General features: G+C 67.2%; 21 protein-coding genes. 11 read left to right on the top strand and 10 right to left on the bottom strand.

Annotated features, from left to right (window positions below; translation table 11 throughout):
* Window positions 1-358: 358 nt before the first annotated feature.
* From U0177_RS12115 to U0177_RS12140, 6 genes are all read right to left on the bottom strand, one after another.
* Entirely contained in the window at window positions 359-1,381 is a 1,023-nt protein-coding gene (locus tag U0177_RS12115; RefSeq protein WP_409570892.1) for a TIGR03617 family F420-dependent LLM class oxidoreductase, read from the bottom strand.
* 350 nt (window positions 1,382-1,731) lie between these two features.
* The gene (locus U0177_RS12120) at window positions 1,732-4,098 is read right to left on the bottom strand and encodes a glycoside hydrolase family 65 protein (RefSeq protein WP_409570893.1); all 2,367 of its coding nucleotides are present in this window, start codon (window positions 4,096-4,098) and stop codon (window positions 1,732-1,734) included.
* A 90-nt stretch (window positions 4,099-4,188) separates the two neighbouring features.
* On the bottom strand, window positions 4,189-4,743 hold the full coding sequence (locus U0177_RS12125) for a hypothetical protein (RefSeq protein ID WP_409570894.1): 555 nt from the start codon (window positions 4,741-4,743) through the stop codon (window positions 4,189-4,191).
* Between the two features lie 67 nt (window positions 4,744-4,810).
* The gene (locus U0177_RS12130) at window positions 4,811-5,554 is read right to left on the bottom strand and encodes an HAD family hydrolase (protein ID WP_409570895.1); all 744 of its coding nucleotides are present in this window, start codon (window positions 5,552-5,554) and stop codon (window positions 4,811-4,813) included.
* A 27-nt stretch (window positions 5,555-5,581) separates the two neighbouring features.
* Window positions 5,582-6,481, bottom strand: a complete 900-nt coding sequence (locus tag U0177_RS12135; RefSeq protein ID WP_409570896.1) for a carbohydrate ABC transporter permease — start codon at window positions 6,479-6,481, stop codon at window positions 5,582-5,584.
* A gap of 26 nt (window positions 6,482-6,507) precedes the next feature.
* Window positions 6,508-7,497, bottom strand: a complete 990-nt coding sequence (locus U0177_RS12140) for a carbohydrate ABC transporter permease (protein WP_409570897.1) — start codon at window positions 7,495-7,497, stop codon at window positions 6,508-6,510.
* Between U0177_RS12140 and U0177_RS12145 the strand changes: the two genes are divergently transcribed.
* Window positions 7,496-7,621 (top strand): hypothetical protein, encoded by a 126-nt coding sequence (locus U0177_RS12145; RefSeq protein WP_409570898.1) that lies wholly within the window; start codon window positions 7,496-7,498, stop codon window positions 7,619-7,621. The genes U0177_RS12140 and U0177_RS12145 overlap by 2 nt on opposite strands.
* Here U0177_RS12145 and U0177_RS12150 read toward each other — a convergent pair.
* The 3 genes from U0177_RS12150 to U0177_RS12160 form a co-directional block, all read right to left on the bottom strand.
* The gene (locus U0177_RS12150) at window positions 7,591-9,042 is read right to left on the bottom strand and encodes an extracellular solute-binding protein (protein ID WP_409570899.1); all 1,452 of its coding nucleotides are present in this window, start codon (window positions 9,040-9,042) and stop codon (window positions 7,591-7,593) included. The genes U0177_RS12145 and U0177_RS12150 overlap by 31 nt on opposite strands.
* A 105-nt stretch (window positions 9,043-9,147) precedes the next feature.
* Window positions 9,148-11,331 (bottom strand): MGH1-like glycoside hydrolase domain-containing protein, encoded by a 2,184-nt coding sequence (locus U0177_RS12155; RefSeq protein WP_409570900.1) that lies wholly within the window; start codon window positions 11,329-11,331, stop codon window positions 9,148-9,150.
* A gap of 119 nt (window positions 11,332-11,450) precedes the next feature.
* Window positions 11,451-12,455 (bottom strand): LacI family DNA-binding transcriptional regulator, encoded by a 1,005-nt coding sequence (locus U0177_RS12160; protein ID WP_409570901.1) that lies wholly within the window; start codon window positions 12,453-12,455, stop codon window positions 11,451-11,453.
* A 382-nt stretch (window positions 12,456-12,837) separates the two neighbouring features.
* On the opposite strand from U0177_RS12160, the gene U0177_RS12165 reads away from it, so the two are divergent.
* The 8 genes from U0177_RS12165 to U0177_RS12200 all read left to right on the top strand — a co-directional run bounded on the left by U0177_RS12165 (window position 12,838) and on the right by U0177_RS12200 (window position 23,074).
* Entirely contained in the window at window positions 12,838-13,314 is a 477-nt protein-coding gene (locus U0177_RS12165; RefSeq protein ID WP_409570902.1) for an acyl-CoA thioesterase, read from the top strand.
* Window positions 13,315-13,438: 124 nt separating this feature from the next.
* Entirely contained in the window at window positions 13,439-15,967 is a 2,529-nt protein-coding gene (locus tag U0177_RS12170; RefSeq protein ID WP_409570903.1) for a transglycosylase domain-containing protein, read from the top strand.
* Window positions 15,968-16,126: 159 nt separating this feature from the next.
* Window positions 16,127-17,764: an amidohydrolase gene (locus U0177_RS12175; protein ID WP_409570904.1), complete on the top strand. Its 1,638-nt coding sequence runs from the start codon at window positions 16,127-16,129 to the stop codon at window positions 17,762-17,764.
* The gene (locus U0177_RS12180) at window positions 17,749-19,284 is read left to right on the top strand and encodes a tetratricopeptide repeat protein (protein WP_409570905.1); all 1,536 of its coding nucleotides are present in this window, start codon (window positions 17,749-17,751) and stop codon (window positions 19,282-19,284) included. The genes U0177_RS12175 and U0177_RS12180 overlap by 16 nt, the downstream gene beginning before the upstream one ends.
* 367 nt (window positions 19,285-19,651) lie before the next feature.
* Window positions 19,652-20,728 carry a chorismate synthase gene (gene aroC / locus U0177_RS12185; protein WP_409570906.1) on the top strand — a complete coding sequence of 359 codons (1,077 nt, stop codon included), beginning with the start codon at window positions 19,652-19,654 and terminating at the stop codon, window positions 20,726-20,728.
* A 277-nt stretch (window positions 20,729-21,005) separates the two neighbouring features.
* Window positions 21,006-21,905: a phosphotransferase gene (locus U0177_RS12190; RefSeq protein ID WP_409570907.1), complete on the top strand. Its 900-nt coding sequence runs from the start codon at window positions 21,006-21,008 to the stop codon at window positions 21,903-21,905.
* Window positions 21,906-21,952: 47 nt separating this feature from the next.
* Window positions 21,953-22,165, top strand: coding sequence for a hypothetical protein (locus tag U0177_RS12195; RefSeq protein ID WP_409570908.1), 213 nt, complete (start codon window positions 21,953-21,955; stop codon window positions 22,163-22,165).
* 3 nt (window positions 22,166-22,168) lie between these two features.
* The gene (locus tag U0177_RS12200; RefSeq protein WP_409570909.1) at window positions 22,169-23,074 is read left to right on the top strand and encodes a spermidine synthase; all 906 of its coding nucleotides are present in this window, start codon (window positions 22,169-22,171) and stop codon (window positions 23,072-23,074) included.
* A 122-nt stretch (window positions 23,075-23,196) separates the two neighbouring features.
* Here U0177_RS12200 and U0177_RS12205 read toward each other — a convergent pair whose 3' ends face one another.
* On the bottom strand, window positions 23,197-24,015 hold the full coding sequence (locus U0177_RS12205) for an LLM class flavin-dependent oxidoreductase (protein WP_409570910.1): 819 nt from the start codon (window positions 24,013-24,015) through the stop codon (window positions 23,197-23,199).
* 208 nt (window positions 24,016-24,223) lie between these two features.
* Between U0177_RS12205 and U0177_RS12210 the strand changes: the two genes are divergently transcribed.
* Together U0177_RS12210 and U0177_RS12215 are read left to right on the top strand one after the other, a co-directional pair.
* Window positions 24,224-25,195, top strand: coding sequence for a helix-turn-helix transcriptional regulator (locus tag U0177_RS12210; protein ID WP_409570911.1), 972 nt, complete (start codon window positions 24,224-24,226; stop codon window positions 25,193-25,195).
* 100 nt (window positions 25,196-25,295) lie between these two features.
* On the top strand, window positions 25,296-26,144 hold the full coding sequence (locus U0177_RS12215) for a DUF2515 family protein (protein WP_409570912.1): 849 nt from the start codon (window positions 25,296-25,298) through the stop codon (window positions 26,142-26,144).
* The last annotated feature ends 65 nt before the right edge of the window (window positions 26,145-26,209 follow it).

Here is a 26,209-nt window from a genome sequence, read left to right on the forward strand (position 1 = left end):
GGCAGCGGCGGCGTAGTTTCGGTATAACCACATGCGTTCCCAACGGCAAAGCATCGCTTTCACCTGTATGGGGCGCCTATATGTCATCGGGAGGCGCTGTATTGTAGCATAGGCCGTGATCGCGTGCAAAGATTCTCGCGGGTTGAGCGGCGGTGCGCGATCAAGCCGTGGCACGCTTCTTGCTAATTTAGATCCTAAAAACGTACTGGTGTTGCGATGGGCACCAGCAGCGCTACTGGGCACGATTGCGCTGGTTTGACCTCACCATCGCCCCTCTGCGACGGCTGCCGTGATGGCAGCCGTTTCCGCTTTCCTGGAACTTACTCGTCGCCGATATGCGCGTGCGGCTGGGCCAGGCTTATGCGTGCACCGCGGCGATCATGGCGCGCCACAGCTCGTCGAGCGGGCCAGGCGTGTAGGGCATATAGCAAAACACCCGGTCGAGCACGCCGGTGTAGCGCGCGCGCAGCGCAGCGCCGATGCGATCGGGCGGAGCCTGCACGGTAAACACCTCGAGCATTTCGTCGCCCACAAGCGCGCTCATCTGGCTCCAGCGCTTCATGGCGGCGAGGCGCGAGAGCTGCTCGCCGATATCTTCCCAGCCGTGGCATGCCAGCACCACGCGGTAGGTTGGCGTCGAGGCATAGAACGCGATCTGCTCGCGGGCGGCGTCGCGCGCAGCCTCGATCTCGGCTGCGTTGCGACCAGTGATCGCGAACACGCTGCTGACCAGCGCTACATCGCCGGGGGCGCGGCCGGCACGCGACGCGCCGGCGACCACCTGCGGGCGCACCACCTGGTTGATATAGGCGACGCTATGGAACGGGTGAACATGAAAGCCCTCGCACGTCTCGCCTGCCAGGCGGGCCAGGCCTTCGTTCACGCCAGCGATATAGATTGGAATATGCGGGTTGGCGATCGGCCCAGGGTTGAAAAACGGCGTCATGAGCGTGTGCTGGTAGAACTGGCCGTGATAATCGAGCTTTTCGCCAGTCTGCCAGCTGTGCCAGATTGCGCGCAGCGCGCCGATATAATCGCGCAGCCGCGCCACCGGCGCGTCCCAGGCCATGCCGTAGCGGCGCTCGATATGCGCCTTCACCTGGGTGCCAAGGCCAAGCAGGAAGCGCCCGCCCGAGAGCGCCTGCAGATCCCAGGCGTTTTGAGCCATCACCATGGGGCTGCGCGGGAAGGCGATCGCCACGGCGGTGCCAAGCTCGACACGGCTGGTGTGCTCGGCGGCCAGCACCAGCGGAAAGAAGCCATTGTGCTGCGTCTCAGCTGCCCACAGGCCGGCGAAGCCGAGCTCTTCGGCGGCGCGCGCCGTGGCAGCCACATCGCGTAGATGAGCTGCATCGACGGCGACGGCGGCGTCTAGCTTCATGGGGTCTCCCTTTCACAGTTCAGGCGGTCAGCGTGCGATTATAGACCACTTCACCGCTCTACGCAACGCGTCATGGCGTCGGGCCGCCCCCGGGCGCGGGTCGATTTGCAGGCGCTTGGTTGTCTATACTGTACATGGGCAAGTTACAATTATGTAGGGCTTCTACGCTCTTCGCTTGATCACGTATAGCAATCCTATCGGTCTCATAATAGGATTGCTCTATAGATTGTGTTGCACTGCGTGGCTTCGCCACGCAGTGCAACACAAAAAGAAATTCGGGGGCGGCGAAGCCGCCCCCAAACCCCCACCATACAGCACGTATTCAGCCGAATAAGGTACGCCGCCCGTTGCTAGGCATACGGCAGCGGCCCCAGCTTCGCGCCAGGCGCCACCGTCTGCCAAGGGCCATCGCCGACCGCGAGCGCCAGCGGCGCGCCGGATTCGACCAGCACCTCGATCGAGCCGGGCGAGCCGGGCGAGCCGGGCGAGCCGGGGCGCACGGCCACGCGCAGCTGCCGGCCACGCCACTGGATGGGCATGCGCAGCTCGCGCCACGCTGACGGAATATGTGGCTCGAAGCGCAGCCCCTCGTCGCTGGGGCGCATACCGAGGAAGCCGAACGCCAGCGCCTGCCAGATACCGCCCTGGGCCGCGATATGCACGCCGCCGCTGGCGCCGGCCCAGCCCTTGCGCGTGAAGTCGAGGTCGATCCGCGCGGCCTGGCGCAGGTAGCGCTCGGCCATCGGCAAGTCGCCCAGGCGCGCTGCCACCAGCGCGTGGAAGCTCGGGCTGAGCGAGCTATCGTGGGTGGTGCGCGGCTCGTAGAAGCGGAAGTTGGCCGCGCGCACCTCGGGGGCGAAGGTATCCCACAGCAGGAACAGCAGCATCACCACGTCGGCCTGCTTGAGCGCCTGGAGCGTCTGCAGGGTATCCCAGCCGAGCTTCACGTCGAGCGTCTGCACGGCAGTGTCGTGGTCGCGCAGATCGACTTCGCCCAGCCGGAAGTAGCCCGCAAACTGCTCGAACAGGCCGGTCGCCGCGTCGAAACCGTCGACGAGACCGTCGGCCACCGCGCGCCACAATGCCAGCTCGTCGTCGGCAATGCCGAGCCTGGCGCGCAGCGCGGCCCAGCGCGGGGGATCGTCGCGCGCCAGCGTGGCGGCGGCATCCAGGCCACGGCGCAGCGTCCACTGTGCCATGACATTGGTGTAGGCGTTGTCGTCGACCGAGTCGTGGTACTCGTCGGGGCCGATCACCTTGAGGATATGGTAGCGGCCGTCGGCGCCGCGGGTAGCGCGGCTGGCCCAGAAGCGCGCAATGTCGAGCAGCATCTCGGCGCCGTACTCGCGGAAGAACTGCTCGTCGCCGCTCGCCTGGCGATACTGCTCGACCGCGTAGGCGATATCGGCGGCAAGGTGGTGCTCTTCGACGCCGGTGAGGATGGCCTGGCGGCCCAGGCCGGGCACATTGATAAACGGCGGCGTAGTCTCCTCGCCGGTGTCGGTCGACTCCCAGGCGAACAGCGCGCCGCGGTAGCCTAAGTCGCGGGCTTTGTTGCGCGCGCCGGCGAGCGTGTGGTAGCGATACATCAGCAGCGCGCGGGCGGTGGGCGGGTCGGTGAACAGGTAAAACGGCCACACGAACGTCTCGGTATCCCAGAACACGTGGCCGCGGTAGCGCTCGCCGGTGAGCGCGCGCGCGCCGATCGAGGCGCGCTCGTCGGGGTGGGCCGCGCCGATCAGGTGGTAGAGCGCGAAGCGCACCTGGCGCTGGGTGGCTGGGTCGCCGGCGATCTGGATGTCGGTGGCGGCCCAGCGCGCGGCCCACGCGCCGGCCTGGGCCGCCAGCAGCGCGCCGCCGCCAGACTGCACCAGCCGCGCGAGCCGCAGCTGGGCCTCTGCGATGGGGTCGGCGGTATCGCGCGAGGTGACGCAGGCCACCAGCTTGCGCAGCTCGAGCATGCGGCCGGCCTCGGCCTGGACTTCCCAGCGCATGCCAACCACGCGCTCTTCGAGCAGCGGCGCGCCGTCGATCGCCCGGCCGTCGGCGTCGCGCAGGTCGGCGTGGGCGGCGAACGCCAGCAGGTAGCCCGACTGCAGCGTGCGCATCGCCAGCAGCTGATCGGCCGCGCCGGCGCGCACCTCGGCCGGGGCAAGGTGCACAGTATTATTCTCGTTGGCAACCCGGCCATCGACCAGGCTTTCGAGCGCGAGGCGGCCGCTGTAATTCTCGGGCATCAGCATGAGCAGCTGCACCAGCGCGTGCCGGTCGTTGAGCGAGGCGAAGCGCAGGCTGCGCAGGCTGGTAACGCGCCCAGCCGCGTCGCGGACGCGCCACTCGCGGATCAGCACGCCCTGGCGCATATCGAGCACGCGCCGCTGGCTCAGCAGCTCGGCGCGGTCGAGCGTCAGCTCGTCGCCCTCGACAAAGATCCGCAGGCGCGACCAATCGGGCGCCACGACCAGCTCGGGGATAGGCGCCTCAAGCTCCGCCGCCTGCGGGTGGGTGGGCGTATTGAACACCCCAGCCACAAACGTAGCCGGCCGGGCGGCGCGGCAGCCTTCTTCCAGCGCCGCGCGCGTGCCGCTGTAGCCATTCACCAGCGCGAACACCGCCTCGATCGTCGGCTCGAGCGCCGGGTCGTACCCCAATACCTCGATCACCCAGCCCGATTCGCCGACGGGCGAGAATGTGAGCAGTCCTCCTTGCTCGCTCATAGCGCTAGCTCCTATAGAAACACGAAACGTGAACCGTGAGCACAGCGCGCGTTCACGACTCACGTTCCCAGAATAATGCAGGGTTGCGCCCTACGAAAGCGGCTGAAACGACAGCACGCGCACAACCTCGGTATCGCGCGGCGTGAGGCAATTTGGCAGGCCACGCGCCAGCATGTAGGCCCACAGGCCATCGAGGTTCGCGGTGCGCTGGCGCCGCGCGCGGATCACGCGCGGGAAGCCAAACTGCGCGTCGTACTCGGCCAGCACAAAGCGCTGCTCGACGCACTCGCAGCCATCGGCGGCGCAGTACACCGTGTCGGGGTGGCTGTCGAGCTGGCGCACAAAATCGAACAGGTCGCTCACGGTTTTGGGCGCGCCGGGGCACGAGTTCTCGTACACCTTCGCGATCTGCTCGTTGCTGATCTCCATGTCCATACGGCACCACGAAGGCGCCTGCAGCACCATGCGGTAGCGCACGAACGGCCGGCTATCCCAGCTACGGTGCGCCTGCCGCAGCGCGTCGGCGCGCACCGTGGCCGAGGCCATGCGCGCGCTCGCCATGCTAGCCGCAACGCACGAGGCGGCCAGCACCACAACGGCCACCAGGGCGGCGCGGCGCATCCAGATAGGCGAGTGTGTCCGCATCTCGGGCCTCCTCTGCTGGCATGAAAGTGGGTTGAATGTACACTGCGCCCATCGGATTGTCAATCGCCTAGGCCAGCTCGGCCAGCGGCAGCGCGTCGAGGTCGGCCACGACCCAATCGGCGCCGGCGGCGCGCAGCTCGGCGGCATCGCCGCGGCGCGCCACGCCCACGCAGGCCATGCCGCCGGCCTTGGCCGCCTGCACGCCCGCCGGCGCATCTTCGACCACCACGCAGGCGGCAGGCAGCGCGCCTACCGCCGCAGCCGCCAGCAGAAACAGCGCCGGATCAGGTTTGCCGCGCGGCACCGCGTGCCCATTCACATTCGCGTCGAACATGTCGAGCAGCGTCGCGCCGGGTGGCAGTGTAAACGCATCGCCGAAGCGCTCAAGCGACACGCGCCGCAGGAACAGATCGGCATTCTTCGACGACGACGCCGCCACCACGCGCGCACCAGCGGCGCGCAGGCGCAGCAGCAGGCGAATGCCGTCGTCGAACGCGGTGAATGCGCCGCGCTCGATCAGCGCAAGCAGCAGCGCCTGCTTGGTATCGCAGTACTCGCGCAGCCGGCGCCCGTCGGGGTCGGCGATGCCGAAGTACGCCAGCGCGGCGCTCGCGCCGGCCTCGCGCGGCTTACCCGACACATATGCCTGATACACCGCGCTCGTGAAGCGCTCGGGCGTGTAGCTGGTGGCGCCGGCCTGGCCAGCCCAAGGCCCGGCCATCAGCCGCGCCAGCGCCTCGCGCCAGGCCAGCTCGTGGGGCGAATCGACCAGCACGCCGTCGATGTCGAAAATTGCCGCTTGATATCCCATAGTTACGTCCAGGAGACAGAACCCGTCTTACTGCCCGGCCAGGCCGCTATAGCTTGCGCCTTCCATGTAATACTTATTGAAGATAAAGAAGATGATCAGGATCGGGATGGCGTTGAACATCGAGCCGACCAGGATCTTGTTCCACTCGACCGCGTACTGCGTCTTGAAGAAGTTCAGGCCGACGGTGAGCGTCAGCAGCTTGGCATCGCGCAGGTACAGCAACGGGCCAAGGAAATCGTTCCACGAGCCCTGGAACTGGATGATCGCCAGTGTAATCAGCGCGGGGCGCGAGAGCGGCATCGCCACATTCCAGTAGGTACGGAAGCGGCTGGCGCCATCCATATACGCCGCCTCCTCAAGCTCGCGCGGGATCGACTTAAAGAACTGCGTGAGCATGAAGATGCCGAACGGCACCACCAGCTTGGGCACAATCAGCGGCAGGTAGGTGTTGATCCAGCCGAGCTTCGCGAAAAAGACATAGCCAGGGATCAGCGTAACCGCGCCGGGGATGGCCATGCTGGCGATGATAAACGAGAAGATCAGCTCTTTGCCGGGGAAGCGCATGCGCGCGAAGGCGTAGGCCGCGAGCGAGCAGAAAAACACCTGCGTCGCCATGTTCAGCACGGCCAGCCAGAAGCTATTGAAGAACCAGCGCGCGAACACATTCCTGCCGGCGCCGCTGATCTCGACGCTCCAGGTCTGCACCCAGTTCTCGGGGTGCCACTCGCGCGGCAAAAACGTCGGCGGGTAGGCCGTCACCTCGGGGTTGCTCTTGAACGTCCCGAGAAACGAGAGGATGAACGGCATAAAGACAATCGTCGCCAGGATGGTGATCAGGATATAGCGCAAAGCGACTGAGACTGTCTGCGTAGGCGATCGCTGCGGCGACGCCACCGCCAGCGGGCGCTGCTCAACCGAAACAGCCATATGGGTTCTCCTTCCTTACACGCACGCTAGAACCGCTCGCTCGAGCTCTCGATATAGCGGCGCTGGATGAACGTAAAGAAGAAGATAATCAGCGCCAGAATAAACGCCATCGCCGCCGCCAGCGCCGCATTCGACGACGTGCCCTCGCCCAGTGTTTTGGTGTAGATCAGCAGCACCGGCGTGAGCGTCGACTTAAGCGGGCCGCCCTTGGTCATGATGAACGCCTGGTCGAACACCTGGAATGTGCCGATCGTGCCGAGCACAATCACCAGCGTGATCACCGGGCGCAGCAGCGGCAGGGTGATATTGAAAAACGCGTGAAGCCCGGTCGAGCCGTCGATCTCGGCGGCCTCGTACACGTAGCTTGGGATGTCTTGCAGCGCCGCCAGGAAGATCACCATGAGCGATGGGATGGTCGTAAAGATATTCATAGCCATGAGCGCCATCCAGGTGATGCTTGGCCCCTTGAGGAATGTCGAGCTGATCTTCACGCCGAACGGCGAAAGCAGCAGCTGGAACAGGCCGCGCGCATCGTTGATCCAGGCTACGTCGGTGCCCAGGAAGTAGTTGATCCAGCCGGTGCGCAGGTACAGCCACAGAAAGATCATCGAGATCACTGCCGACGAGGCCACGCTGGGCGCGTAGAACAGCGTGCGGTAGAGCCGCTGGGCGCGCAGCTTGCTGTTCAGCAGCATCGCGACGATAATCGCGCCGATCGTCTGGAATGTTGTGACAATCACAAAATACCAGAAGACATTGATCAGCGAGATCTGGAACTCAGCGTCCTTGAAAGCGTTGATATAGTTCGCCAGGCCCACAAAGTTGGAGGTACGCGAGAGCGGCGATTTGAGGTCGGTGAAGCTAATATAGAACGCATACACCAGCAGCGCCACGGTGAAGATGCCCGCGATGATCAGGTATGGCGCGATAAAAGCATAGGCCGTAAACGCCTCCTGGCGCGCCAGGGTACGCTGGCGCGCAGTTCGGGCGCCGGTGGCCGTGGTGGAGGTGGCCATGGAAAACCCTCCTTGGTGTACCGGTGTGGTGGCCGCGCCTCGCCAGCGCTACCACCACACCGGCGTGGTGCCGGATCTACCTGCTCGGCGTGCCTACTGGCTCAGCACCTGGTCGGCCGCCTGAGCACCCTGGTCGAGCGCGCTCTTGACATCGGCGCCGCCCGAGAAGATCTGCTCGAACGCGTCGCCGATCGGCTTGAGCACGTCGTCCTTCTTGGCCGGCCCGCCAAACACCAGGTCGGCCACCTTGCCGTACGACGGCGCCTCGGCCAGTACCTTGGCGTTGGGGTTTTTCTCGAAGTACGGGTCGGTCAGCAGGCTCTTGATCGTCGGCAGCGCGAAGCCGGTTTCGAGGATCGGCTTCTGGTTCGCGGCGCTGGTAAGGAACAGCACCAGCGCGGCGGCGGCCTTCGGGTACTTGGTGCGCGCCGAGGCGGCCCAGCCGTTGGTGAACACCAGCGTGGCCGGCTTGCCGCCCTGCGGGATGGGCAGCGGCACGGCGGTGTACTTCACGTTCTGCGCGCCATTGCTCGGGTCGGCCAGGAACGGCAGCATCCAGCCGCCCTCGACGACCATGCCAACCTTGCCCTTCCCAAAGGCCTCGCCACACCAGCCAGCGCCAAGCTCTTTGAACAGCTCGCCGGTGCCGTCCTTCTTGAAGCTATACCACCACTCTACCGCCTTGATCGCGTCGTCCTTGTTGAACACGGCCTTGCCATTGTCGATGATCGGGTTGCCGGTCTGCAGGATGAAGGCAGTGCCGCGCTGGCTATCGGCGTTCGAGCACATGCCATAGATCTTGGCTGGCCCTTCGCCCGAGGTCATCTTCTTGGCGGCGGCGGTCACGTCGTCCCACGTCTTCAGGCTGGCCGGGTCGACGCCGCCCTTCTGGGCGATGTCGTTGTTGATGAACAGCGCCAGCGAGCCCTGATCCTTCGGCAGCGCGTAGGTCTTGCCATTCTGCTGGAACAGCGTAACCAGGTCGCCGACGTAGTCGCCGGTCTTCACGCCACCCTCGGCCATGGCGCTGTCGAGCGACAGCAGCAGGTCGTTGGGCGCGAGCGCAGTCATCAGCGACGAGTCGAGGTAGAACACGTCGGGCTCGGTGCTGCCGGCGAAATCGGCCTTGATCTTGGTCTGGAAGTTGTCGGGCTGCGGCTCGTACTTGATCTTGACGTTGGGGTACATTGCATTGAAGCGCGCGAACGAGTCGGTGTTGACCTTCTGTTCGGATGGGTTGCCCCAGCTCGAGACGCGCAGCTCGGCACCGTCTTCAACGGCGAGCTTAGGCGCGCCGGCCATGGCGCCGCCCGAGGCGGTAGCGGCGGTCGGCTCGGCCGCAGCAGTCGGGGCGGCCGCAGCTGTCGGCTCGGGCGCGGCGGTGGGAGCCGGCGCGGCGGTAGCCTCAGCGGCGGGCGCGGCGGTCGGGTTAGCCGCCGGCGCGCTGGTGGGCGTCGCGGCGGTGCCACCGCCACAGGCTGCCAGCATGGGAACGATCAGCGCGAGTAGCAGGAGCGCGGTGCTGATCTGCTTGCGAGACACCATCTGTTTGCCTCCTTGCACTTCCATAAATCTCTAACCTCTTCGGGAGTCTGTCTGTCTCATCGGCGAGTTTTCTGGTAGGCCCGGCGCGCGGAGCGCCGGCTGCGATCACCTCCTTTCCGAGTGTGGCAACGCGCCGAGCCGAATGTCGGCGCGGTCGGCCGTGCAGGCCACCTCAAGCGCCTGGCCAGGCGGAACCTCAATTGTGATCCAGCGGGCGTCGCTGAGGCTGGCCGCGCTCGCGGCCGGCCCGCCCAGCGCCGCCAGCGGCGCCGGCGCGCGGTAGCGCACCCGCAGCGCCTCAGCGCCATCGTGGTGCTCAAGCTGCAAGCCCTGCGGTGCTACTTCGAGCGTCAGGGTGTGCGCGCCCATGCGCAGCTCGGCCAGCCGCGCCGAGGGCCAGCCGTGCGGTAGGCACGGCGCGACAGCCAGCTCGTGGCGGTGCGCCAGCGGCTGCAGGCCCAGCAGGCCCTCGACAACGCCCTGTACATATAGCCCAGCCGACCATAGCTGCACAAAACACAAACCAATCGGGATCAATTCTTTGAAAGCACCCAGCGTGCCATGAAGTGTGGTTTCGGCAATGTTCAGCAGCAGCCGCAGCCCCAGCTCGGAACGCTCGTAGCGGAAGGCCGCCAGCGCCAGCAGACCCGTCGGAAGTGTCCACACCAGCTGCTCGCGCTCGCGGGTATGCACCAGCCCCCACTCGTTCACCCACTCGCGGGCGATCCGCTCGAGCGCGCGGCGCGCGCGGGCTTCATCGGCCAGCCCAAGCTGCAGCGGCAGCACCACCGTCCAGTGGCCGTCGAGCTGCGGCTGCAAGTCGGTATGCAGCGAGTCGGCGTACATGCCCTCGGCCTCGAGCCACCAGTCCTGCTCGAAGCGCTGGCCCAGCTCGGCCATACGCCCGGCATAGCGCTCGGCGTCGGCCTGCAGCCCCAGCACCGCAGCCATGTCGCGCAGCGCGCGCAGCGCGCCAAACAGGTAGCAGGTGCTGTCGAGCTTGCGCGAGCCCATGCCCTGGCGCTCGACCACCCCGTCGCCGATCGGATAAAAGCCGCCCGACGGCCCCCACAGCGCCGGAAGGTACTCGTCGACGCCTTCCTTGCACAGCGGGTAGGCCAGCCGCAAAAGCGCCTCGTCGCCAGTCCAGCGGAAGTAATCCCAGCAGGCCAGCGCGAACTGCGGCGTTTCCTGGGTGTTGCCGGGGTGAAACACGCGGCCGTTGGTCGTGATCTCGTGGGGGATGCGCCCGCAGCCGCGCGCGCCGTAGTTGGCCAGCGCCAGCAGGGCGCTTTTGCACAGGTCGGCGAAACCGGCGGCGGCGGCGCCCGGCACGGTGTACTCGGTGTCGCAGCCGAACAGCTGCGGGTACTCGGGAATGCCAGCCAGGAAGTAGGGCGGCAGGTTCGGCGCATAGTCGGCGCTGAGCAGCTGCAGGTTGGCTTTCGCCAGCGCGAACGCGCGGTCAACCGCCGGGTCGGGTGTGGCCAGCGCCACGCCAGTGAAGGCGGTGTGCTCGTAGCGCGCGATCTTGTCGGCTAGCAGCGCCTCGCCGGTGCCGGCCAGCTGGCCAAGCAGGTGCCGCGCGCCCTCGTGGCCGCGCTCGTGGTCGGCGACCAGCAGAAATTCCCACGCGGCCTGCTCGCCCGGCGCCAGCGCGAACGGGTACACTAGCGTCGCCACGCGGCCCTGGCCGTGCGGGGCAAACTCGCAGTGGGTGGGCGCAATGCCGGCGCCAAAGGCCACGCCCCAGCGGCCCTGCCACAGCCGATCGTAGCCCAGCACGGCCGAGCCATCGAGCCAGTACTCGCCGCCGCCGACACTCAGGCCGCCAAACCAGCAGCCCAGAAACTTCAGCCATATCGAAAGCCGCAGCTCGCCGGCGCGCGGGCGCGTGCCATCGTTGCGCAGCGCCAGCAGCGACACAAACGCGGCATGCTCCTCGGCCACGAAGTCGCGCCGGCGCACCGCCAGGTCGGCCTGGCTATAGCGCCACTCGACATGCGAAAGCGCCTCGGTCAGCGTCACGGCCGAGGGCGCAGGTGGCTCTTCGCCGGGCTCGGCCACCTGCAGCGTCAGGCCATCGGCCACCTTGACCGGGTGCGCCCAGATGCCACCCATCTCGCCAGCCAGGTGCTCGGCGCCGATCGGCTGGATGCCGCCGCCGACCAGGCCGACATAGTACAGCTTGCGGCCAGCCAGGAAGTACGGAATCGCTTCCCTGGCGCCCTCGCCGCCCGCCACGCGGTGCGGGCCAAATTGCAAGCTATGTTGCGCAATCTGCATCATGGTATCGCTCGCCGCTGCACAGCTTCTGCTGCGAAATGGTATGAACGTAAACGTTTGCGCTCCGAGGCCAGAAATATGGGTGACGTAATCAGAGACGCCACCCACGACGCAGGTTATGGTCAGGCTGTCGCCCGCACGATCAGCTGTGGCGGCAGCAGCACCTGGCGCGGCCCTGGCTCGTTGCCGAGCACGCGCAGAAACATCGCAATCAACTCGTCGCACACCTGGTCGAACGGCTGCTGCATAGTTGTGAGCGGCGGGGCGGTATGCGCCGCAAGCGGCAGGTCGTCGAAGCCGGTGATCGCATAGTCGCGGCCGGCCAGCAGCCCGTGGTTCATGGCCACGCTCATTGCGTAAATCGCCAGCATATCGCTGGCGGCCACAAACGCGGTTGGCGGCTCGGGCAGCGCCAGCAGGCGCTCCATGGTCAGGCGCGCTTCGCTCTCGTTGGTGAGCGCCACAGTGAAGTGCTGCGGGTCGACCGGCAGGGCGAACTCGCGCATGGCTCGCAGGTAGCCGTCGCGGCGGTGCAGCGCGTACGAGTAATCGAGCGGCATGCCCAAAAACGCGATCCGGCGATGCCCGCGCTCGATCAGGTGGCGCGTGGCGGTATAGATGCCCAGCTCGCCGTCGACGTCGACATAGGCGTAAGGCACGTCGACGGCACTGCGGCCAAAGGCGATAAAGCTCAGGTTCTGCTCGGCCAGCAGCTTCAGCCGCTGGTCGTGCTGGCGCGTGTCGGCGAGGATCAAGCCATCGGCGCGCCCCGAGCGCAGCAGCCGCGCCAGGTCGGCCAGGTTGGCCGCGCCGTTGGTCGCCGGGTGGATCAGCAGGTCGAGGTTGAAGCGCGCGCAGCGCTCGGCCAGAACCGTGATAAAATCCTTGAACAGCAGGTCGGCCGCAGGCCGATTGCTGACATCGGCGACATACGCGACGGTGTTGGTGCGCTGGCCCTGCAAGCTGCGCGCGATCGCGTTGGGGTGGTAGTTCAGCTCATTCGCCACCGCCACAATCTGGCGGCGCTTGTCGGGGCTGACGCCGGGTACGTTGTTCAGCGCGCGCGAAACAGTGGCCGGCGATACGCCCACGCGCTCTGCGATCTCGATGATGGTGCGCTTCGACATGGCTGGCTCTACGATCATCACTGCTCTCGGACGACGCGATGCGGCCAGGTTCGCTGGCTGGGGGGACGCGAGCGGTGCGAGCCAGCGGTGAAGGGTTATTCTACTGAAAACGTTTGCGTTGCCGAAATCATAGTTGAAAACGTTTGCGCTGTCAAGAGGCAATTTCAATTTCACCAAAGGCAGTACATTTAGGAGCTACGCACTTGCGTCATTCGGCTTCCTCAAGCGCCGAGATTGAGCCTGCGGCAGCGTGGTACGTGTTGATCTTCTGTGTCCATTTTGGCCGTTCGCGGCCAAAAAGAGATGATTTTGGAGGGCTTGCGCCCTCCAAAGCCTCCCGCGCGGGAGGACACCGCGTAATTCCTGTGAAGGAGCGGATCGTATGAGCGAACAAGCAGCCCGCCCCGCGCCCGAGATTCGCACCTGCGATATTGTGCTGCCGAATCAAACGAATAACTTCAGCACGATGTTTGGCGGCGAAGTCATGGCGATGATGGACAAAGCCGCGGCAATCGCCGCCCTACGCTTTTGCCGTCAGCCGCTTGTCACCGCCTCCAGCGAGCGGATCGACTTTCGCACGCCGATCCACGCAGGCGAGATCATCGAAGCGATTGCGCGTGTGATCTACGTCGGCCGCACCTCGATGATTGTGCGCGTGCATATCTACGCCGAGCACCCGCTGAAAGGCGACAAGCGCGTATGCACAACCGGCTATTTCAGCATGGTCTCGGTTTCTCCGCAGGGGCAGCCGCTGCCGGTGCCGCGCCTGTCGCTGGACGACGATCAGGCGCAGGCCGAATGGGTTATTGGCGAGGAGATACGCCAGATGATCGATCTGCGGCGCAAGCGCGCAGGCTAGTGCCGCGCTGCCGGCGGTTTCGGCGAAGCGGGGGCGGGCGCAGAGGGTCTGGCGCCGCATCTGCCCTGGCCAGGAGCGGCTTTTGCCTGCGCCCAGCAGCAGAACATGCTATACTGCCGGCACTATGGCACGTGCACCCGCCTTCCAGCCGCATACCCGCCGCGCGCCGCTGCTGGGCGCCCTGGCGTTCGTGGGCCGCCTGCTGCTGGCCTTTGTCAAGCTTGCACTGCTGGCGATCGAGCTGGCCGTGCTGGCCGGGCTGTGTGTCTACTACTACTATGGCCGCGAGCTCGAGGGCCTTGAGGCTGGCATTGGCCGCCACCGCCCAGCCGAAACCACCCAGATCTACGCCCGCGACGGCCAGACACTGCTGTTTGAGCTGGTCGACCCGCAGGGCGGCCGCCGTACCGTAGTCGACCTCCAGCGCATGCCCAAGGCCCTGCGCGACGCGACGATCGCCGTCGAGGACGCCAACTTTTACGAGAACCCCGGCGTCGACCTGCGCGGAATCGTGCGCGCCATGCTCCAGAACTACCAGTCGCAAGAGGTGGTGAGCGGCGCCTCGACGATCACCCAGCAGCTGGTGCGCAATGTGCTGCTGCCGCCCGAGCAGCGCAGCGCGGTGTCGTTCGAGCGCAAGCTGCGCGAGGCCATTCTGGCCTTCAAGGTGTCGCGCAAGTACAGCAAAGATCAGATCCTCGGCATGTACCTGAACGAGGTGTACTACGGCAACCAGGCCTACGGCGTCGAAGCCGCCGCGCAGACGTATTTCGGCAAGCACGTGTGGGAGCTGAACGTCGCCGAGGCCACGCTGATCGCCGGCCTGCCGCAGTCGCCGACGGTGCTCAACCCGCTTACCAATCTTGCGGGCGCCAAGGCGCGCCAGAAGATCACGCTCGGCCTGATGGTCAAGTTCGGCTACATCACCACCGCCGAGGCGCGCGCGGCCTTTGGCGCGCCGCTGAACTTTGTGCCGCAGCAGACCAGCCTGGTAGCGCCGCACTTTGTGTTCTACGTGCGCCAGCTGCTCGAGCAGCGCTACGGCCCCGATGTGCTCTACCGCGGCGGGCTGCGCGTCGTCACCTCGCTTGATCTGCACTGGCAGGCCGAGGCCGAGCACGTGGTGCGCGAGCGGCTAGCCGAGCTGCGCGCCCGCAACGCCTCGAACGCCGGCGTAGTGATGCTCTCGCCCGAGGGCCAGGTGCTGGCCATGGTCGGCAGCGCCGACTACAACGACCAGGCGATCGACGGCGAGGTGAACGTGGCGCTGGCGCCGCGCCAGCCCGGCTCGGCGCTCAAGCCGATCGTCTACGCCGCCGCGATGCGCCGCGGCTGGACGCCCGCGACCGTGCTGTGGGACGAGCCAACCGAGTTCAAGCTGTCCGACGGCACCGTCTACGCCCCACACAACTACGACGACAGCTGGCACGGCCCGCAGCGCCTGCGCATGGCGCTGGCCAACTCGCTCAACATCCCGGCAGTCAAGGCCATGGAGTTCGTCGGCGTCGAGAACTTCGTCGAGCAAGCCCACGCCATGGGCATCACCACGCTGAACGACACATCGGCCTACGGGCTGGCGCTGGTGCTGGGCGCCGGCGAGGTCAGGCTGCTCGACCTGACGAATGTGTACAATACCATCCGCAACGGCGGCTACAAGCGCGACCCGGTGCCGATCCTGAAAGTCACGAACTCGCGCGGCGAGGTGCTCGAGAACATCAGCGAGGCGCCCGGCCGCCAGGCACTCGGCGAGCATGGCGAGCAGATCGCCTACCTGCTGACCGATATTCTCAGCGACAATCTCGCGCGCGAGTATATGTTCGGCCCCGGCAACGTGATGGAACTGCCGGACGGCCGGCCGGCGGCGGTGAAGACCGGCACCAGCAACGACTGGCGCGACTCGTGGGCGGTGGGCTTCACCCGCGACGTGACGGTAGGCGTGTGGGTTGGCAACAGCGACGGCGCGCCTATGCAGGAGGTTGCCGGCGTGAACGGCGCCGGCACGATCTGGCGCGAGATCATGGATCGCTACCACGCCGGCCGGCCGATCCTGGCATTCCCATCGCCCTCGGGCATTAGCACCGCCGCGATCTGCGCCGACACTGGCGCGCTTGCCGCCGACGCCTGCCCGAGCCGCATCGAAGAGCATTTTGTCGCCGGAACCGAGCCCAAAACCAGCGATGTGTTCTTTAAAACCGTGAAGGTGGCCGGCGACGGCAGCTGCCTGGCCGCGCCCTACAGCCCGCCCGCCGAGGTGCGCGAGCAGCGCTTCCCGGTGTACCCGGCCCAGTTCCAGCAGTGGGCCGCCGACCACGGCGTGCCGCAGGTTCCCAGCAAATATTGCCCGCCACCACAGAGCAAGCCCGAGGCCAGCATCGCGCTGATCGGCCAGCCCGCCGCCGGCGCTACGATCACCACCACCCAGGTGCTCGTGCGCGGCACTGCGCGCGGCGGCTATACGCTCGACTGGAGCAGCGCCGCCAGGCCCGACGCGTGGCAGCCGCTCGCCGAGGGCGCGTTCGGCGTCACCGACGGCATCCTAGGGGTCTGGCGCACCGCCGAGCTGCCGCCCGGCGATTACCTGCTGCGTCTGCGGATCATCACCCCCGACGGCGTGACCGTCGAGGCCCGCAACGCTGTGAAAATCGTCCGCTAGGCCGCCTTTCGCCTGCTGCCGCGGCCCGGCAGAAGAGCGACAGGCTTTGGCGCGACCGACGCTTTCAGGTTTGCAACCGAGTCTTTGACAGATCTTTGACAGAATCGCCCTCGATCCGTACCATACAACCACACACAATCATCGCACGAGGAACCGGCCATGCCATCCAGCATCCTCTATAACGGCCCGATCTACACGCTCGACCCAGCGCTGCCGCGCGCCCAGGCGCTCGGCATCCGCGACGGCCGGGTGGCCGCGGTCGGCAGCGAGGGCAAGGTGCAGGCCGCTATGGGTGGGCGCGCCGAGCCAATCAACCTGCGCGGCCGCGCGGTGATCCCTGCGCTCACCGACGCGCACGTGCACCTGGTGGGCTACGCGCTCGCTCGCCGCGATCTGCGGCTCGACGGCCTGGCCGACTACGACGATGTGCTGCGCCGCGTCGGCGACGCCGCGCACCAGCTCGCCGCTGGCGAATGGCTGCTTGGCGGCGGCTGGGATCACACGCTGTGGGGCGGTCGCTGGCCGCGTGCGGCCGACCTCGACGCACTCACGCCCGGCCGGCCCGCGCTGCTGGTGCGCAAAGACGGCCACTCGGCTTGGGCCAACAGCCGCGCGCTCGAGCTGGCCGGCATCGACGACACCACCCCCGACCCGCCTGGCGGCACGATCGGGCGCGAAAAGAAGCGCGCCACCGGCATTCTGCTCGAAACCGCGATCGACCTGGTGCGCGCACATATCCCGCCAACCACGCAGGCCCAACGCCTCGACGCGCTGCGCGCCGCCTGTGTCGAGGCCCACTCGTACGGTATGGCCGGCGCGCATATCCCATCCAGCCTCGCCGCCGGCGATAGCGCCAGTGTGCTGCGCGATCTGCAGGCGCTGCGCGCGCGCGGCCACCTGGGCCTGCGCTGCCTGGTGCACCTCGGGCTCGACGCGCTCGACCACGCGCTCGAGCTAGGCCTGCGCAGCGGCTTCGGCGACCGCTGGCTACGCCTCGGCGCGGTGAAGATGTTCGCCGACGGCTCGCTTGGCTCCGAGACGGCCGAGATGCTCTCGCACTACGAGGGCCGCCGTCACCTTGGCGCGGCGACCATGGACACCGAGTCGCTGAACGCAGCGGTGGAGCGCGCCCTGGCTGGCGGCATCGCCGTAGCCATCCACGCGATCGGCGACGCCGCCAACCGCCGCGTGCTCGACGCGATCGAGTACGCATTGCTGGGGCAGGAAGGCGACAGCGACGCAGCTGGCTCGCAGCGCGCGGCTCGCGATTCTAGCGCTATACCCAACCGGATCGAGCACTGCCAGATCGTACACCCGGACGACATCCCCCGCTTCGCAGCGCTTGGCGTGATCGCCTCAATGCAGCCGATCCACGCTACTTCCGATATGGACATGGCCGAACAGCTGTGGGGCGATCGCTGCGCGAGCGCCTACGCTTGGCACGCGCTCCAAGAGGCCGGCGCTACGCTGGCGTTCGGCTCCGACGCGCCGGTCGAGCCGCTGAACCCCTGGTTCGGCATCCACGCGGCTGTTACCCGCCAGCGCCGCGACGGCACCCCGCCCGGCGGCTGGCGCCCCGAGCAGCGCGTCGATATCACATCGGCCCTGCGCGGCTTCACTGCCGGCCCGGCAGTGGCAGCCGGCGCGGCCCACGAGCAGGGCACGCTGGTGCCGGGCGCGCTGGCCGACCTGGCGGTACTCTCGGCCGATCCGTTTAAAATCGACCCCGCCGAGCTACACGCGGTCACATCCGAGCTCACAATGATCGAAGGGGAGGTGGTATGGACGCGGCCATAGAAACACTGCTGCGCCAGGGTATCGCCGCCGCAAAGGCCGGCCAGCGCGATGAAGCACGCCAGCTGCTGACGCGCGTGGTCGAGTCCGACGAGCGCAGCGAGCTGGGCTGGCTCTGGCTCTCGGGTGTCGTCGACGACCCGGCGGATATTCGCACCTGCCTGCAGAACGTGCTCGACCTGAACCCCGACAGTGCGCCGGCCAAAAAGGGCCTGGCGCTGATCACCGAGCAATACGGCGACGCCGTAGCGCCGCAGCCGCCCGAGCACGAGCGCAGCGTTGGCCAGGCCGAACCTCAGCCAGCTCCACCCCGCCGCGATGCCAATGCCGTCACCACCACGACCCTGAACCTGAAACGCGAGGGGCTTGAGCGCGCAGCCGCGCAGTACACGGCGGCCGAGGCCGCGCCCACACAGCGCCCGCCAACCACCCGGCTGCGCGCGCCGGTGTTCGACCCGCTCGGGCCGGGCGCGCCAGCTGTGCGGCCGAATCATCAGCCGCCCCAGCCGATCAATCAGAATCCGCCGCCGCCAACTCTGCTTATGGAGCAGGTGGCCGCGCCAGTGCCCGAGCGCCCGCCCGTGCTGCCGGCCACGCCAGCCCTGCCCAGCCGCCCGGCAGCCCAGCCCGCCGCTGCGGCCGAGCCACGCCCCGGCGCCCCGGCCGAGCACCCCTGCCCATTCTGCGGCGCGCCAACCACACTCAAGCAGCAGCGCTGTACCCAGTGCCGCCAGAGCCTGATGGTGCGCGACGCGCCGCCGGCCCGTCGCTCGCTGGCGCTCACAATGCTCGGGGTCGTCTGGGTGATCGGCGGCGTCCTCGCGATCGTCGGCGCGGCGCTGCTCGGCGTAGTGCTGCTGCTGCCGCCCGCCACGCCGGCCTCGGCCGCAGGCGCCGCGCCAAGCGGCTTCCTCGCGATCGTGCTGGCCGCGCTGCTGCTGTTCGGCCTGATCTGCATCGGCCTCGCGCGCGGCCTATGGGCACGCAACCGTGCGTTCTTCTTCCTCAATATCGCGCTGATCGTCGTCGGCGTTGCCGTGCGCGTGGGCCTGCTGCTGCGCGGCGCCGCGCTGATCGGCAGCCTGGCCGCGCTTGCCACCCGCGCCGGCCCGTGGTCGGGCGCGCTGATGATGGCCGCTACCGTGCTGCCACTGCTGCTGGGCGTGCTGCTCGTGCTGCTGCCGATCATCCTCACGCTCCTCAGCTACCGCGATTTCTTTGGCCCGCTCATCCGCTTCGACCCGGTCGTCGAGAAGGGCGACCACGCCGAGCACTACAATAGCGGCATCGGCTATCGCGATCGAGGCATGTGGTATATGGCTATTCAGGAGTGGGCGGTGGCAAATCGCATGCGCCCAGGCGATCGTACCTACCTACACACGCTCGGCCTGGCCTACGCGCAGATCCGCAAGCTTTACCCCAACTCCAAGGCGTACCTTGCCGATGTCGAGGCGTTTCTGCGCGGGCGCAAGGCCGAGCTGTACGCCGCAGCGCCCGAGCTTGAGCAGCTGAACCTGCTGTAACCGCGCTTCGGCAGAAGAACGCGCAGGCGGCTGCCCGAGGCACGTCTGCGGCTTGAGCAACCTGTGGCCCGGCACCATCACCCGCGAACGCTTGATGAGCGGCGCTTCGATCGATACGTATACCTGGCTGCTGGCGCGTTCAGACGCATGCCCGGCCTGCGGCGCCGGCTTGGCGCTTAGCCTCGCTAGCTGGGATCGCGCGCAGGGGCTAGCGCTGGGCCGCCCTGGCCACAGCGAACGCGCGCTCGGCCAGATCGAGCGGGCGCTGCGCGCCGACCCGGGCAATGCCGAGCTTCAGCGCAGCTCCGAGGCGATACGCTCCGGCTCGGTATCTAGGCATTCGCACAATGAAGAACGAGGAACCTCCATGGCAGGCAATACATTTGGCCAGGTCTTCCGGCTTACCACCTGGGGCGAGTCGCACGGCCCCGCAGTCGGCTGCGTGGTCGATGGCTGCCCGGCTGGCCTGGCGCTCGGCGAGGCCGACATCCAGCGCGAGCTCGACCGGCGGCGCGTCGGCCAGAGCAAGGTCTCGTCGGCGCGCCAGGAGCCCGACCGCGTCGAGATCCTTTCCGGCGTGTTCGAGGGCCGCACCACCGGCACGCCGATCGCCATGATGGTGCGCAACACCGACGCCAAATCGTCGCACTACGACACCATCAAGGATCTTTACCGCCCCGGCCACGCCGACTACACCTGGGACGCCAAGTACGGCTTTCGCGACTGGCGCGGCGGCGGGCGCTCGAGCGCGCGCGAGACGATCGGGCGCGTGGCCGGCGGCGCGGTGGCCAAGCTGCTGCTGGCGCGCTATGGCGTCAGCATCGTGGCCTGGACAGCGCAGCTCGGCGACTTGAAGGCCCAGGTGTTCGACGAAGCCGAGATCGAGCGCAATATTATGCGCTGCCCGGATGCCGCAGTGGCGGCCCAGATGATCGAGCGCGTCGACCAGGCCCGCCGCGCCCTCGATTCGCTCGGCGGCGTGGTAGAGGTGCGCGCGCGCGGCGTGCCGCCCGGCCTCGGCGAGCCGGTGTTCGACAAGCTGCAGGCCGATATCGGCAAGGCGATGTTCAGCATCCCGGCGATCAAGGGCGTCGAGATGGGCGAGGGCTTCGGCGTGGCGTATCTGCGCGGCTCGCAAAACAACGACCCGTTCATACGCCGCGATGATGGCGGCATCGGCACGGCCAGCAACCACCACGGCGGCATTCTCGGCGGCATCAGCACCGGCGAAGAGATTAGCGTGCGCCTGGCCGCCAAGCCGCCAGCCTCGATCGCCCAGCAGCAGCAGACGGTCGACCGCGCCGGCAACCCGAGCGCGATCGAGATCCACGGCCGCCACGATCCAACCGTGCTGCCGCGCCTGGTGCCGATCGCCGAGGCCATGCTCGCGCTGGTGCTGGCCGATCACCTGCTGCGCCAGCGCCTCGCCCGCGCCGAGCTGTGAGTACCAGGGCGCGCGTAGCAGCAAGCTTCGTACCAGCTTCTGTGCAGCGGTGTTGGCGCCACGATTTCGGCACGGAGCACCAGAAAAAGCAGCGCTCTGCCGAGGGCGAAAACGCCCACCGCGCGGGAGGCTTGGAGGGCGCGAGCCCTCTTATGGGCAGTCGCGGCCACGGCGGTTGGCGCGACTGCCCATAAAGGAAGTGTTCGGGGGCGGCAAATCCACCCACGAGTCCCCACCCCATAGCTCGTGTTAGCAACACATAGCGTAAGGCGGAAGCATGACCACGATCGACGAGGTGATCGAGCGCATCCCCGAGTGGCACGGCCGCGAGGTGCGCGCGGTACCGCTCACCGGCGGGCTTACCAACACCAACTACCGTGTCGAGGTCGGCGGCGCGCGCTATGTCGTGCGCATCCCTGGTGCCAGCACCGAGCTGCTTGCGGTGAACCGCGAGCACGAGTACCACAACACGCTCGCGGCCGCCAGCACTGGCGTCGGCGCCCGGCTGGCTCACTACCTGCCCGACATCCCGGTGATGGTGCTGGAGTTCATCGACGGCCCAACCATGACCAGCGCACGCCTACGCGAGCCCGAGCAGATCGCGCGCATCGCCGCGTCGGTGCGCGCGCTGCACGCCGGCCCGGCCTTTGCCAACACCTTCAACATGTTCCGCACGATGGATTTCTACCTCGAGATCGTGGCGCGCCACGGCTTCCGCATCCCCGACGGCTACATGGGCTACGTGCCGGTCGCCCGGCGCATCGAGGCGGCGATTAGCGCGCGCCCGCTGCCGCTGGTGCCCTGCAACAACGACCTGCTGGCCGAAAACTTTATCGACGACGGCACGCGCCTCCGGCTCGTCGACTACGAGTATAGCGGCAACAACGACCCATGCTTCGAGCTTGGCAACATCTGCAACGAGAACGACTTCGCGCCCGAGCAGGTCGAACAGCTCTGCGCGGCCTACTTTGGCCAGCCCAGCCGCGCGCTTATCGCGCGTATGTGGCTCTACCACTGTATGTCGAATATCGGCTGGGTGCTGTGGGGCAGCATCCAGAATAGCATCAGCACAATCGAGTACGATTTCTGGGATTGGACGCTGACAAAGTGGCACAAGGCGCTGGCCAAAGTCGAGTCGCCAGAGTTTGGCCAGTGGCTTGCCGATGCGCAATCCTGAGTAGCATCTGCGATCAGGCGCACTGGAGAAGAAGAAGGAGAAATACTATGAGCACACAGGAAAGCCAGCCGATCGAGGTCAACGGCCAGCCGCTACACTGCGTGGTCTGCCAGAACGACCACTTCTATACCACGCGCGCCCAGCTCAACACCGCGCTCGCCACATTCTTCCGCGTCGACTGGTCGAACCCCAGCGCCGACTGCTACATCTGCGACCAGTGCGCCTACATCCACTGGTTCTACCCGCGCGGCGACAAGTAGCCTATGCAGCCAGCCGACTGGCAGCGCGCCAACCTGGCCGCGATCGAGCGCCGGCTGGCGCCGCTGCGCCACCTGCCCGACGGCGTGCTCTACGACGCGCGCGCCGGCATGCACCACATCCGCATCATCGCGCAGGGCGGCCAGATCGGCCTGTTCTTTGTCGGCGCGTCCGGCACGCTCGAAGGCCCCATGTCGCGCATCGACCCGGCGCGGCCGCTGCACCTGCTTGCCCGCTACACTCAGGCGCTGCTGCTGGGGCTGCTCTGGCGGCCCGCGCCGCGCCGCGCGTGTGTGCTCGGCTTTGGCGGCGGGCGCGTCTCGCTGGTGCTGCACCACCACCTGCCCGAGCTGACGATCGACAACGTCGAGATCGACCCAGCCTTCGCCACGGTCGCACCGCGCTACTTCGGCGTGGCATTCGACACGCGCCAGATCCTGCATATCGCCGACGCGCGCAGCTTTCTCGCGGCCAGCACGCACGCCTACGACCTGATCGTCATGGATGCATTCCGCGACGACACCGATCAGCTCGACCACCTGGCGACAACCCAGTTCTACGCGCTATGTTCTCGGCGGCTAGCCCCTGGCGGTGTGCTGGCTGCCAACATCCTCAAATCCGATCCGCGCTGCGCGGCCAAGGCCCGCGCGCTGCTGGCCGCCTTCCCAGCCGGCTCGCTGCTCGATCTGAAGTTCTCGCTGGTGCTGTTCGGCACCGGGCCGGCGCACCTGGGTGCGCAGGCCGTAGCGCGCCGCGCCGCCGCGCTTCAGGCGCGCCACGGCTTCGATTTCCCATTCGCCGAGCGCGCCGCCGAGCTACGCAGCCGTCGCGATGCTCCTGCCTGGCTGCAGCAGCAGCTTCGCACAGCCGCCCCGCTCGACGACACCCAGGCCGCTTCGGCGGCCGAGTAAACTCAGCGTTTGCCACTTTCTTTTTGGTGGGGGTTGGGGCGGCCGCCCCAAACCCCCACCAAAGTGTAAGTAATCAAGCGAATTTGGTATTATGCAGTTGGCGGGCTCAGCCTTCGTAGGCATCACGGCTGCGCCGGCGGCCCTTGCAGCAGGCGCTCGCGCACCGGGTCGAGGCTCGGCGAGGTCCAGATCGCCTCGAGCCACCACGTGGCGCCGGCCTCGGCGTACGGCCGGATCTGCTCGGCGGCGCGCGCTGGGTCGCCTGGCGTCACTCCTTCCATCACAATGTCGAATGGCGTGTCGCGCGTGCGGCGCTCGTCGATAAACGCCTTCATAGCGCGCAGGTCGTCGGGGCTGGCCTTGCCGTGGCTGCCGTCGGCCTCCATCTTGTTTGGCAGCAGCCCATCCCACGCAAGCACCCGACGCATCGATTTCTCGCGCGGCCACCCGCCCACCATCCACACAGGAATGCGCGGCTGCTGAACCGGCGGCGGCGCGGGGTGAAACGTCGTCTCTTTCACCTGGTAGTGCTTGCCGCTGAAATTAAACGGCTGGCCGCGCCACAGCCCCTCGATAATCGCCAGGCCCTCGTCCATCAGCTCGGCGCGGATTTTGCGGTCGGTCTCTTCGCCAAATGCCTCGAAGCCGGTGTCGGGCGCGCCCAGGCCCGCCGCCAGGATCACTCGCCCGCCCGAGATCTGGTCGAGCGTCGATGTCTCGCCGGCTAGCTTCCAGGGCCGCCGCCGCGACACCGGCGTCAGCATGGTGCCCAAGCGGATGCGCTTGGTCTGCACCGCTACTGCCGCCAGCGTCACCCACGGGTCTACGCCCCACACCGAGTCCCAGACAAAAAAACCATCCCACCCGGCTTGCTCGGCCGCGATGCCAAACGCCACCGCCTCGTGCACGTCGTTGCCGGGAAACACAAAGCCATACTTCATGCGCATGCTCCGTTCGCTCAGTTCGCTTGCTTCGGCCCAAGTATAGCAATAAAATATGCCATCTATTGTCATATTTTTTTACGACTTACGCGGTTGGCGCGCCCGGCCTTCGGCAGAGCGGTGCTTGATAGTTTCTCTGCTGCCACGGGCAAAAATGCGGCATTGAGGAGCCGCACAGCGCAGCTGCGTAAGCCCAAGGAAAAAGCCCATGCGCGCCGATCGGCTGCTGTCTATCCTGCTGCTGCTGCAAGTTCAGCAGCGCACCACCGCGCGCGAGCTTGCGCAGCGCCTCGAGGTGTCGGCCCGCACGATTCATCGCGACATGGAGGCGCTCGGCGCTGCCGGCGTGCCGATCGTCGCCGAGCGCGGCGTCGGCGGCGGCTGGTCGCTGCTTGAAGCGTACCGCACCAGCCTCAACGGCCTGAACGAGGCCGAGGTGCGCGCGCTGTTCCTGGCGCAGTCCGGCCGCGTCCTGAACGACCTGGGCCTGCGCCAGGCCGCCGACGCCGCGCTGCTGAAGCTCCAGGCCGCGCTGCCAGGCAGCGCCCGCCACGATGCCGAGCACGCCCGCGCGCGGCTCCACATCGATGGCGCGGGCTGGGGCCAGTCGGCCGAGGCGGTGCCGCTGCTGCCCGCAGTCCAGGCCGCCGTCTGGGCCGATCAGCAGATCCGCATGGTGTATCGCCGCGCCGACAGCACCGCCGTCGAGCGCGTGGCCAGCCCGCTCGGGCTTGTGGCCAAGGGCAGCATCTGGTACCTGGTCGCCGCAGTCGACGACGCCGTCCGCACCTATCGTGTCGCGCGCATCCAGCGCGCCGAGCCAACCGGCGCCGCCTGCGTGCGCCCGGCCAATTTCGACCTCGCGGCCTACTGGGAGCACTCCAAGGCCGAGTTTCGCGCGAATTTGCCGCAGTACCACGCCACCCTGCGCACCGACGCCACAAGCCTCGAGTATATGCGCGCGCTCGGCCGCTATGCGCGCGTGCTGTCGGCCGAGCCTGCTGGCGACGCTGGCATGCTCCGCGTCGAAATGCTGTTCGAGGGCGAGCAGCATGCCTGCGAATACGTGCTTGGGTTTGGCTCGCGCGCCGAGGTGCTGGCCCCGCCGGCGCTGCGCGCGCTGGTGCTCGAAACCGCCCGCCAGGTCGTCGCGCGCTACGAGCAGCCCTCAGGCGGCTAGATTCATTCCACTGTGCTGCGAAGCGGTGTAACCCCGTGCGCACCCCGCGCGTCGTATACACCGAACACTATTCGACGTTCGCGTGAGGAGCCGCCGAGCCATGACATCGCCAACCGAAACACATGCTTCCGCTACAGCCGGGCTACGCGCTCAGTGGCAGGCGCGCGCCAACCGGCGGATCGAATATCGCCCCGCCGATGGCTTCGATCACCGCGCCGTCGTACGCCGCAACGAGTTCGTCACCGCCGCCTATGCCGAGATGTACCTGCGCAACCCTGCGATCTACAAGTGGGCCGGCATGGCCGCGCTTACCTCGGCGGCGGTTGGCCGCGGCATGTATATGACGCACTACCTTCATCAGTCACACCTGACGACGCTGGTCAATCTGTTCGGCCGCGAGGTTGCCGCCATCGCAGGTACGCTCGGCATCGGCAACCTGGCAGTCTTCAACGATATCTACTGGCAGCATATGGCCTACGAAACCGGTGGTCTCGCCGAGATCAGGCGCGTATTCCGCGCGGGCCATCTCAACCGCTTTGTGTACCGCGCCTGGCAGCTGATCGACGAGGGCCAGCGCCACGCCAACTCCGCGCTAGTGTGGGCCGGCAACCGCGACCTGCTGTACTACGAGCAGCGCCAGATTTTGCAGCCGGTGGTCTACGACGGCAACGAGCACCTGTGGAGGCTTATGTCCGGCTGGGTGCTCTCGCCCATCCCCGGCCATATCGAAACCATCGACGACTTCGCGCCGGGCACGAACATGGCGATCTTCCCCGAGCGCTGGCGCTGGATCGAGCAGAGCATGCTGCCGCGCTGGCAGGCGCTCGACGCCCAGCAGGGCGCCAAGGTCGCCGGCCAATTCCAAAAGTGGCTGCTTGGCGGCCCGCCCTTCCCGCTGCCGCTGAACCTCCATCGCCGTGCGCGTAGCCTGCGCCGCCTGAGCTCATAAGTGCGCCGCGTAGCTCGGGGCAGCCTCCCGGCTCACGCGCTGGGCTTCGGGGTGGCTTGCTCTCT

This window comes from Kouleothrix sp. (assembly GCF_046328425.1).
GTDB lineage: Bacteria > Chloroflexota > Chloroflexia > Chloroflexales > Roseiflexaceae > Kouleothrix.

Excerpts from the sequence above, each read along its gene's own strand:
- U0177_RS12115 (WP_409570892.1), bottom strand. The coding sequence starts at position 1,381 with ATGAAGCTAGACGCCGCCGTCGCCGTCGATGCAGCTCATCTACGCGAT.
- U0177_RS12145 (WP_409570898.1), top strand. The coding sequence starts at position 7,496 with ATGGAAAACCCTCCTTGGTGTACCGGTGTGGTGGCCGCGCCTCGCCAG.
- U0177_RS12155 (WP_409570900.1), bottom strand. The coding sequence starts at position 11,331 with ATGATGCAGATTGCGCAACATAGCTTGCAATTTGGCCCGCACCGCGTG.
- U0177_RS12170 (WP_409570903.1), top strand. The coding sequence starts at position 13,439 with ATGGCACGTGCACCCGCCTTCCAGCCGCATACCCGCCGCGCGCCGCTG.
- U0177_RS12140 (WP_409570897.1), bottom strand. The coding sequence starts at position 7,497 with ATGGCCACCTCCACCACGGCCACCGGCGCCCGAACTGCGCGCCAGCGT.
- aroC (WP_409570906.1), top strand. The coding sequence starts at position 19,652 with ATGGCAGGCAATACATTTGGCCAGGTCTTCCGGCTTACCACCTGGGGC.
- U0177_RS12175 (WP_409570904.1), top strand. The coding sequence starts at position 16,127 with ATGCCATCCAGCATCCTCTATAACGGCCCGATCTACACGCTCGACCCA.
- U0177_RS12130 (WP_409570895.1), bottom strand. The coding sequence starts at position 5,554 with ATGGGATATCAAGCGGCAATTTTCGACATCGACGGCGTGCTGGTCGAT.
- U0177_RS12210 (WP_409570911.1), top strand. The coding sequence starts at position 24,224 with ATGCGCGCCGATCGGCTGCTGTCTATCCTGCTGCTGCTGCAAGTTCAG.
- U0177_RS12120 (WP_409570893.1), bottom strand. The coding sequence starts at position 4,098 with ATGAGCGAGCAAGGAGGACTGCTCACATTCTCGCCCGTCGGCGAATCG.
- U0177_RS12205 (WP_409570910.1), bottom strand. The coding sequence starts at position 24,015 with ATGAAGTATGGCTTTGTGTTTCCCGGCAACGACGTGCACGAGGCGGTG.
- U0177_RS12215 (WP_409570912.1), top strand. The coding sequence starts at position 25,296 with ATGACATCGCCAACCGAAACACATGCTTCCGCTACAGCCGGGCTACGC.
- U0177_RS12165 (WP_409570902.1), top strand. The coding sequence starts at position 12,838 with ATGAGCGAACAAGCAGCCCGCCCCGCGCCCGAGATTCGCACCTGCGAT.
- U0177_RS12200 (WP_409570909.1), top strand. The coding sequence starts at position 22,169 with ATGCAGCCAGCCGACTGGCAGCGCGCCAACCTGGCCGCGATCGAGCGC.
- U0177_RS12125 (WP_409570894.1), bottom strand. The coding sequence starts at position 4,743 with ATGCGGACACACTCGCCTATCTGGATGCGCCGCGCCGCCCTGGTGGCC.
- U0177_RS12190 (WP_409570907.1), top strand. The coding sequence starts at position 21,006 with ATGACCACGATCGACGAGGTGATCGAGCGCATCCCCGAGTGGCACGGC.
- U0177_RS12160 (WP_409570901.1), bottom strand. The coding sequence starts at position 12,455 with ATGTCGAAGCGCACCATCATCGAGATCGCAGAGCGCGTGGGCGTATCG.
- U0177_RS12180 (WP_409570905.1), top strand. The coding sequence starts at position 17,749 with ATGGACGCGGCCATAGAAACACTGCTGCGCCAGGGTATCGCCGCCGCA.
- U0177_RS12150 (WP_409570899.1), bottom strand. The coding sequence starts at position 9,042 with ATGGTGTCTCGCAAGCAGATCAGCACCGCGCTCCTGCTACTCGCGCTG.
- U0177_RS12195 (WP_409570908.1), top strand. The coding sequence starts at position 21,953 with ATGAGCACACAGGAAAGCCAGCCGATCGAGGTCAACGGCCAGCCGCTA.
- U0177_RS12135 (WP_409570896.1), bottom strand. The coding sequence starts at position 6,481 with ATGGCTGTTTCGGTTGAGCAGCGCCCGCTGGCGGTGGCGTCGCCGCAG.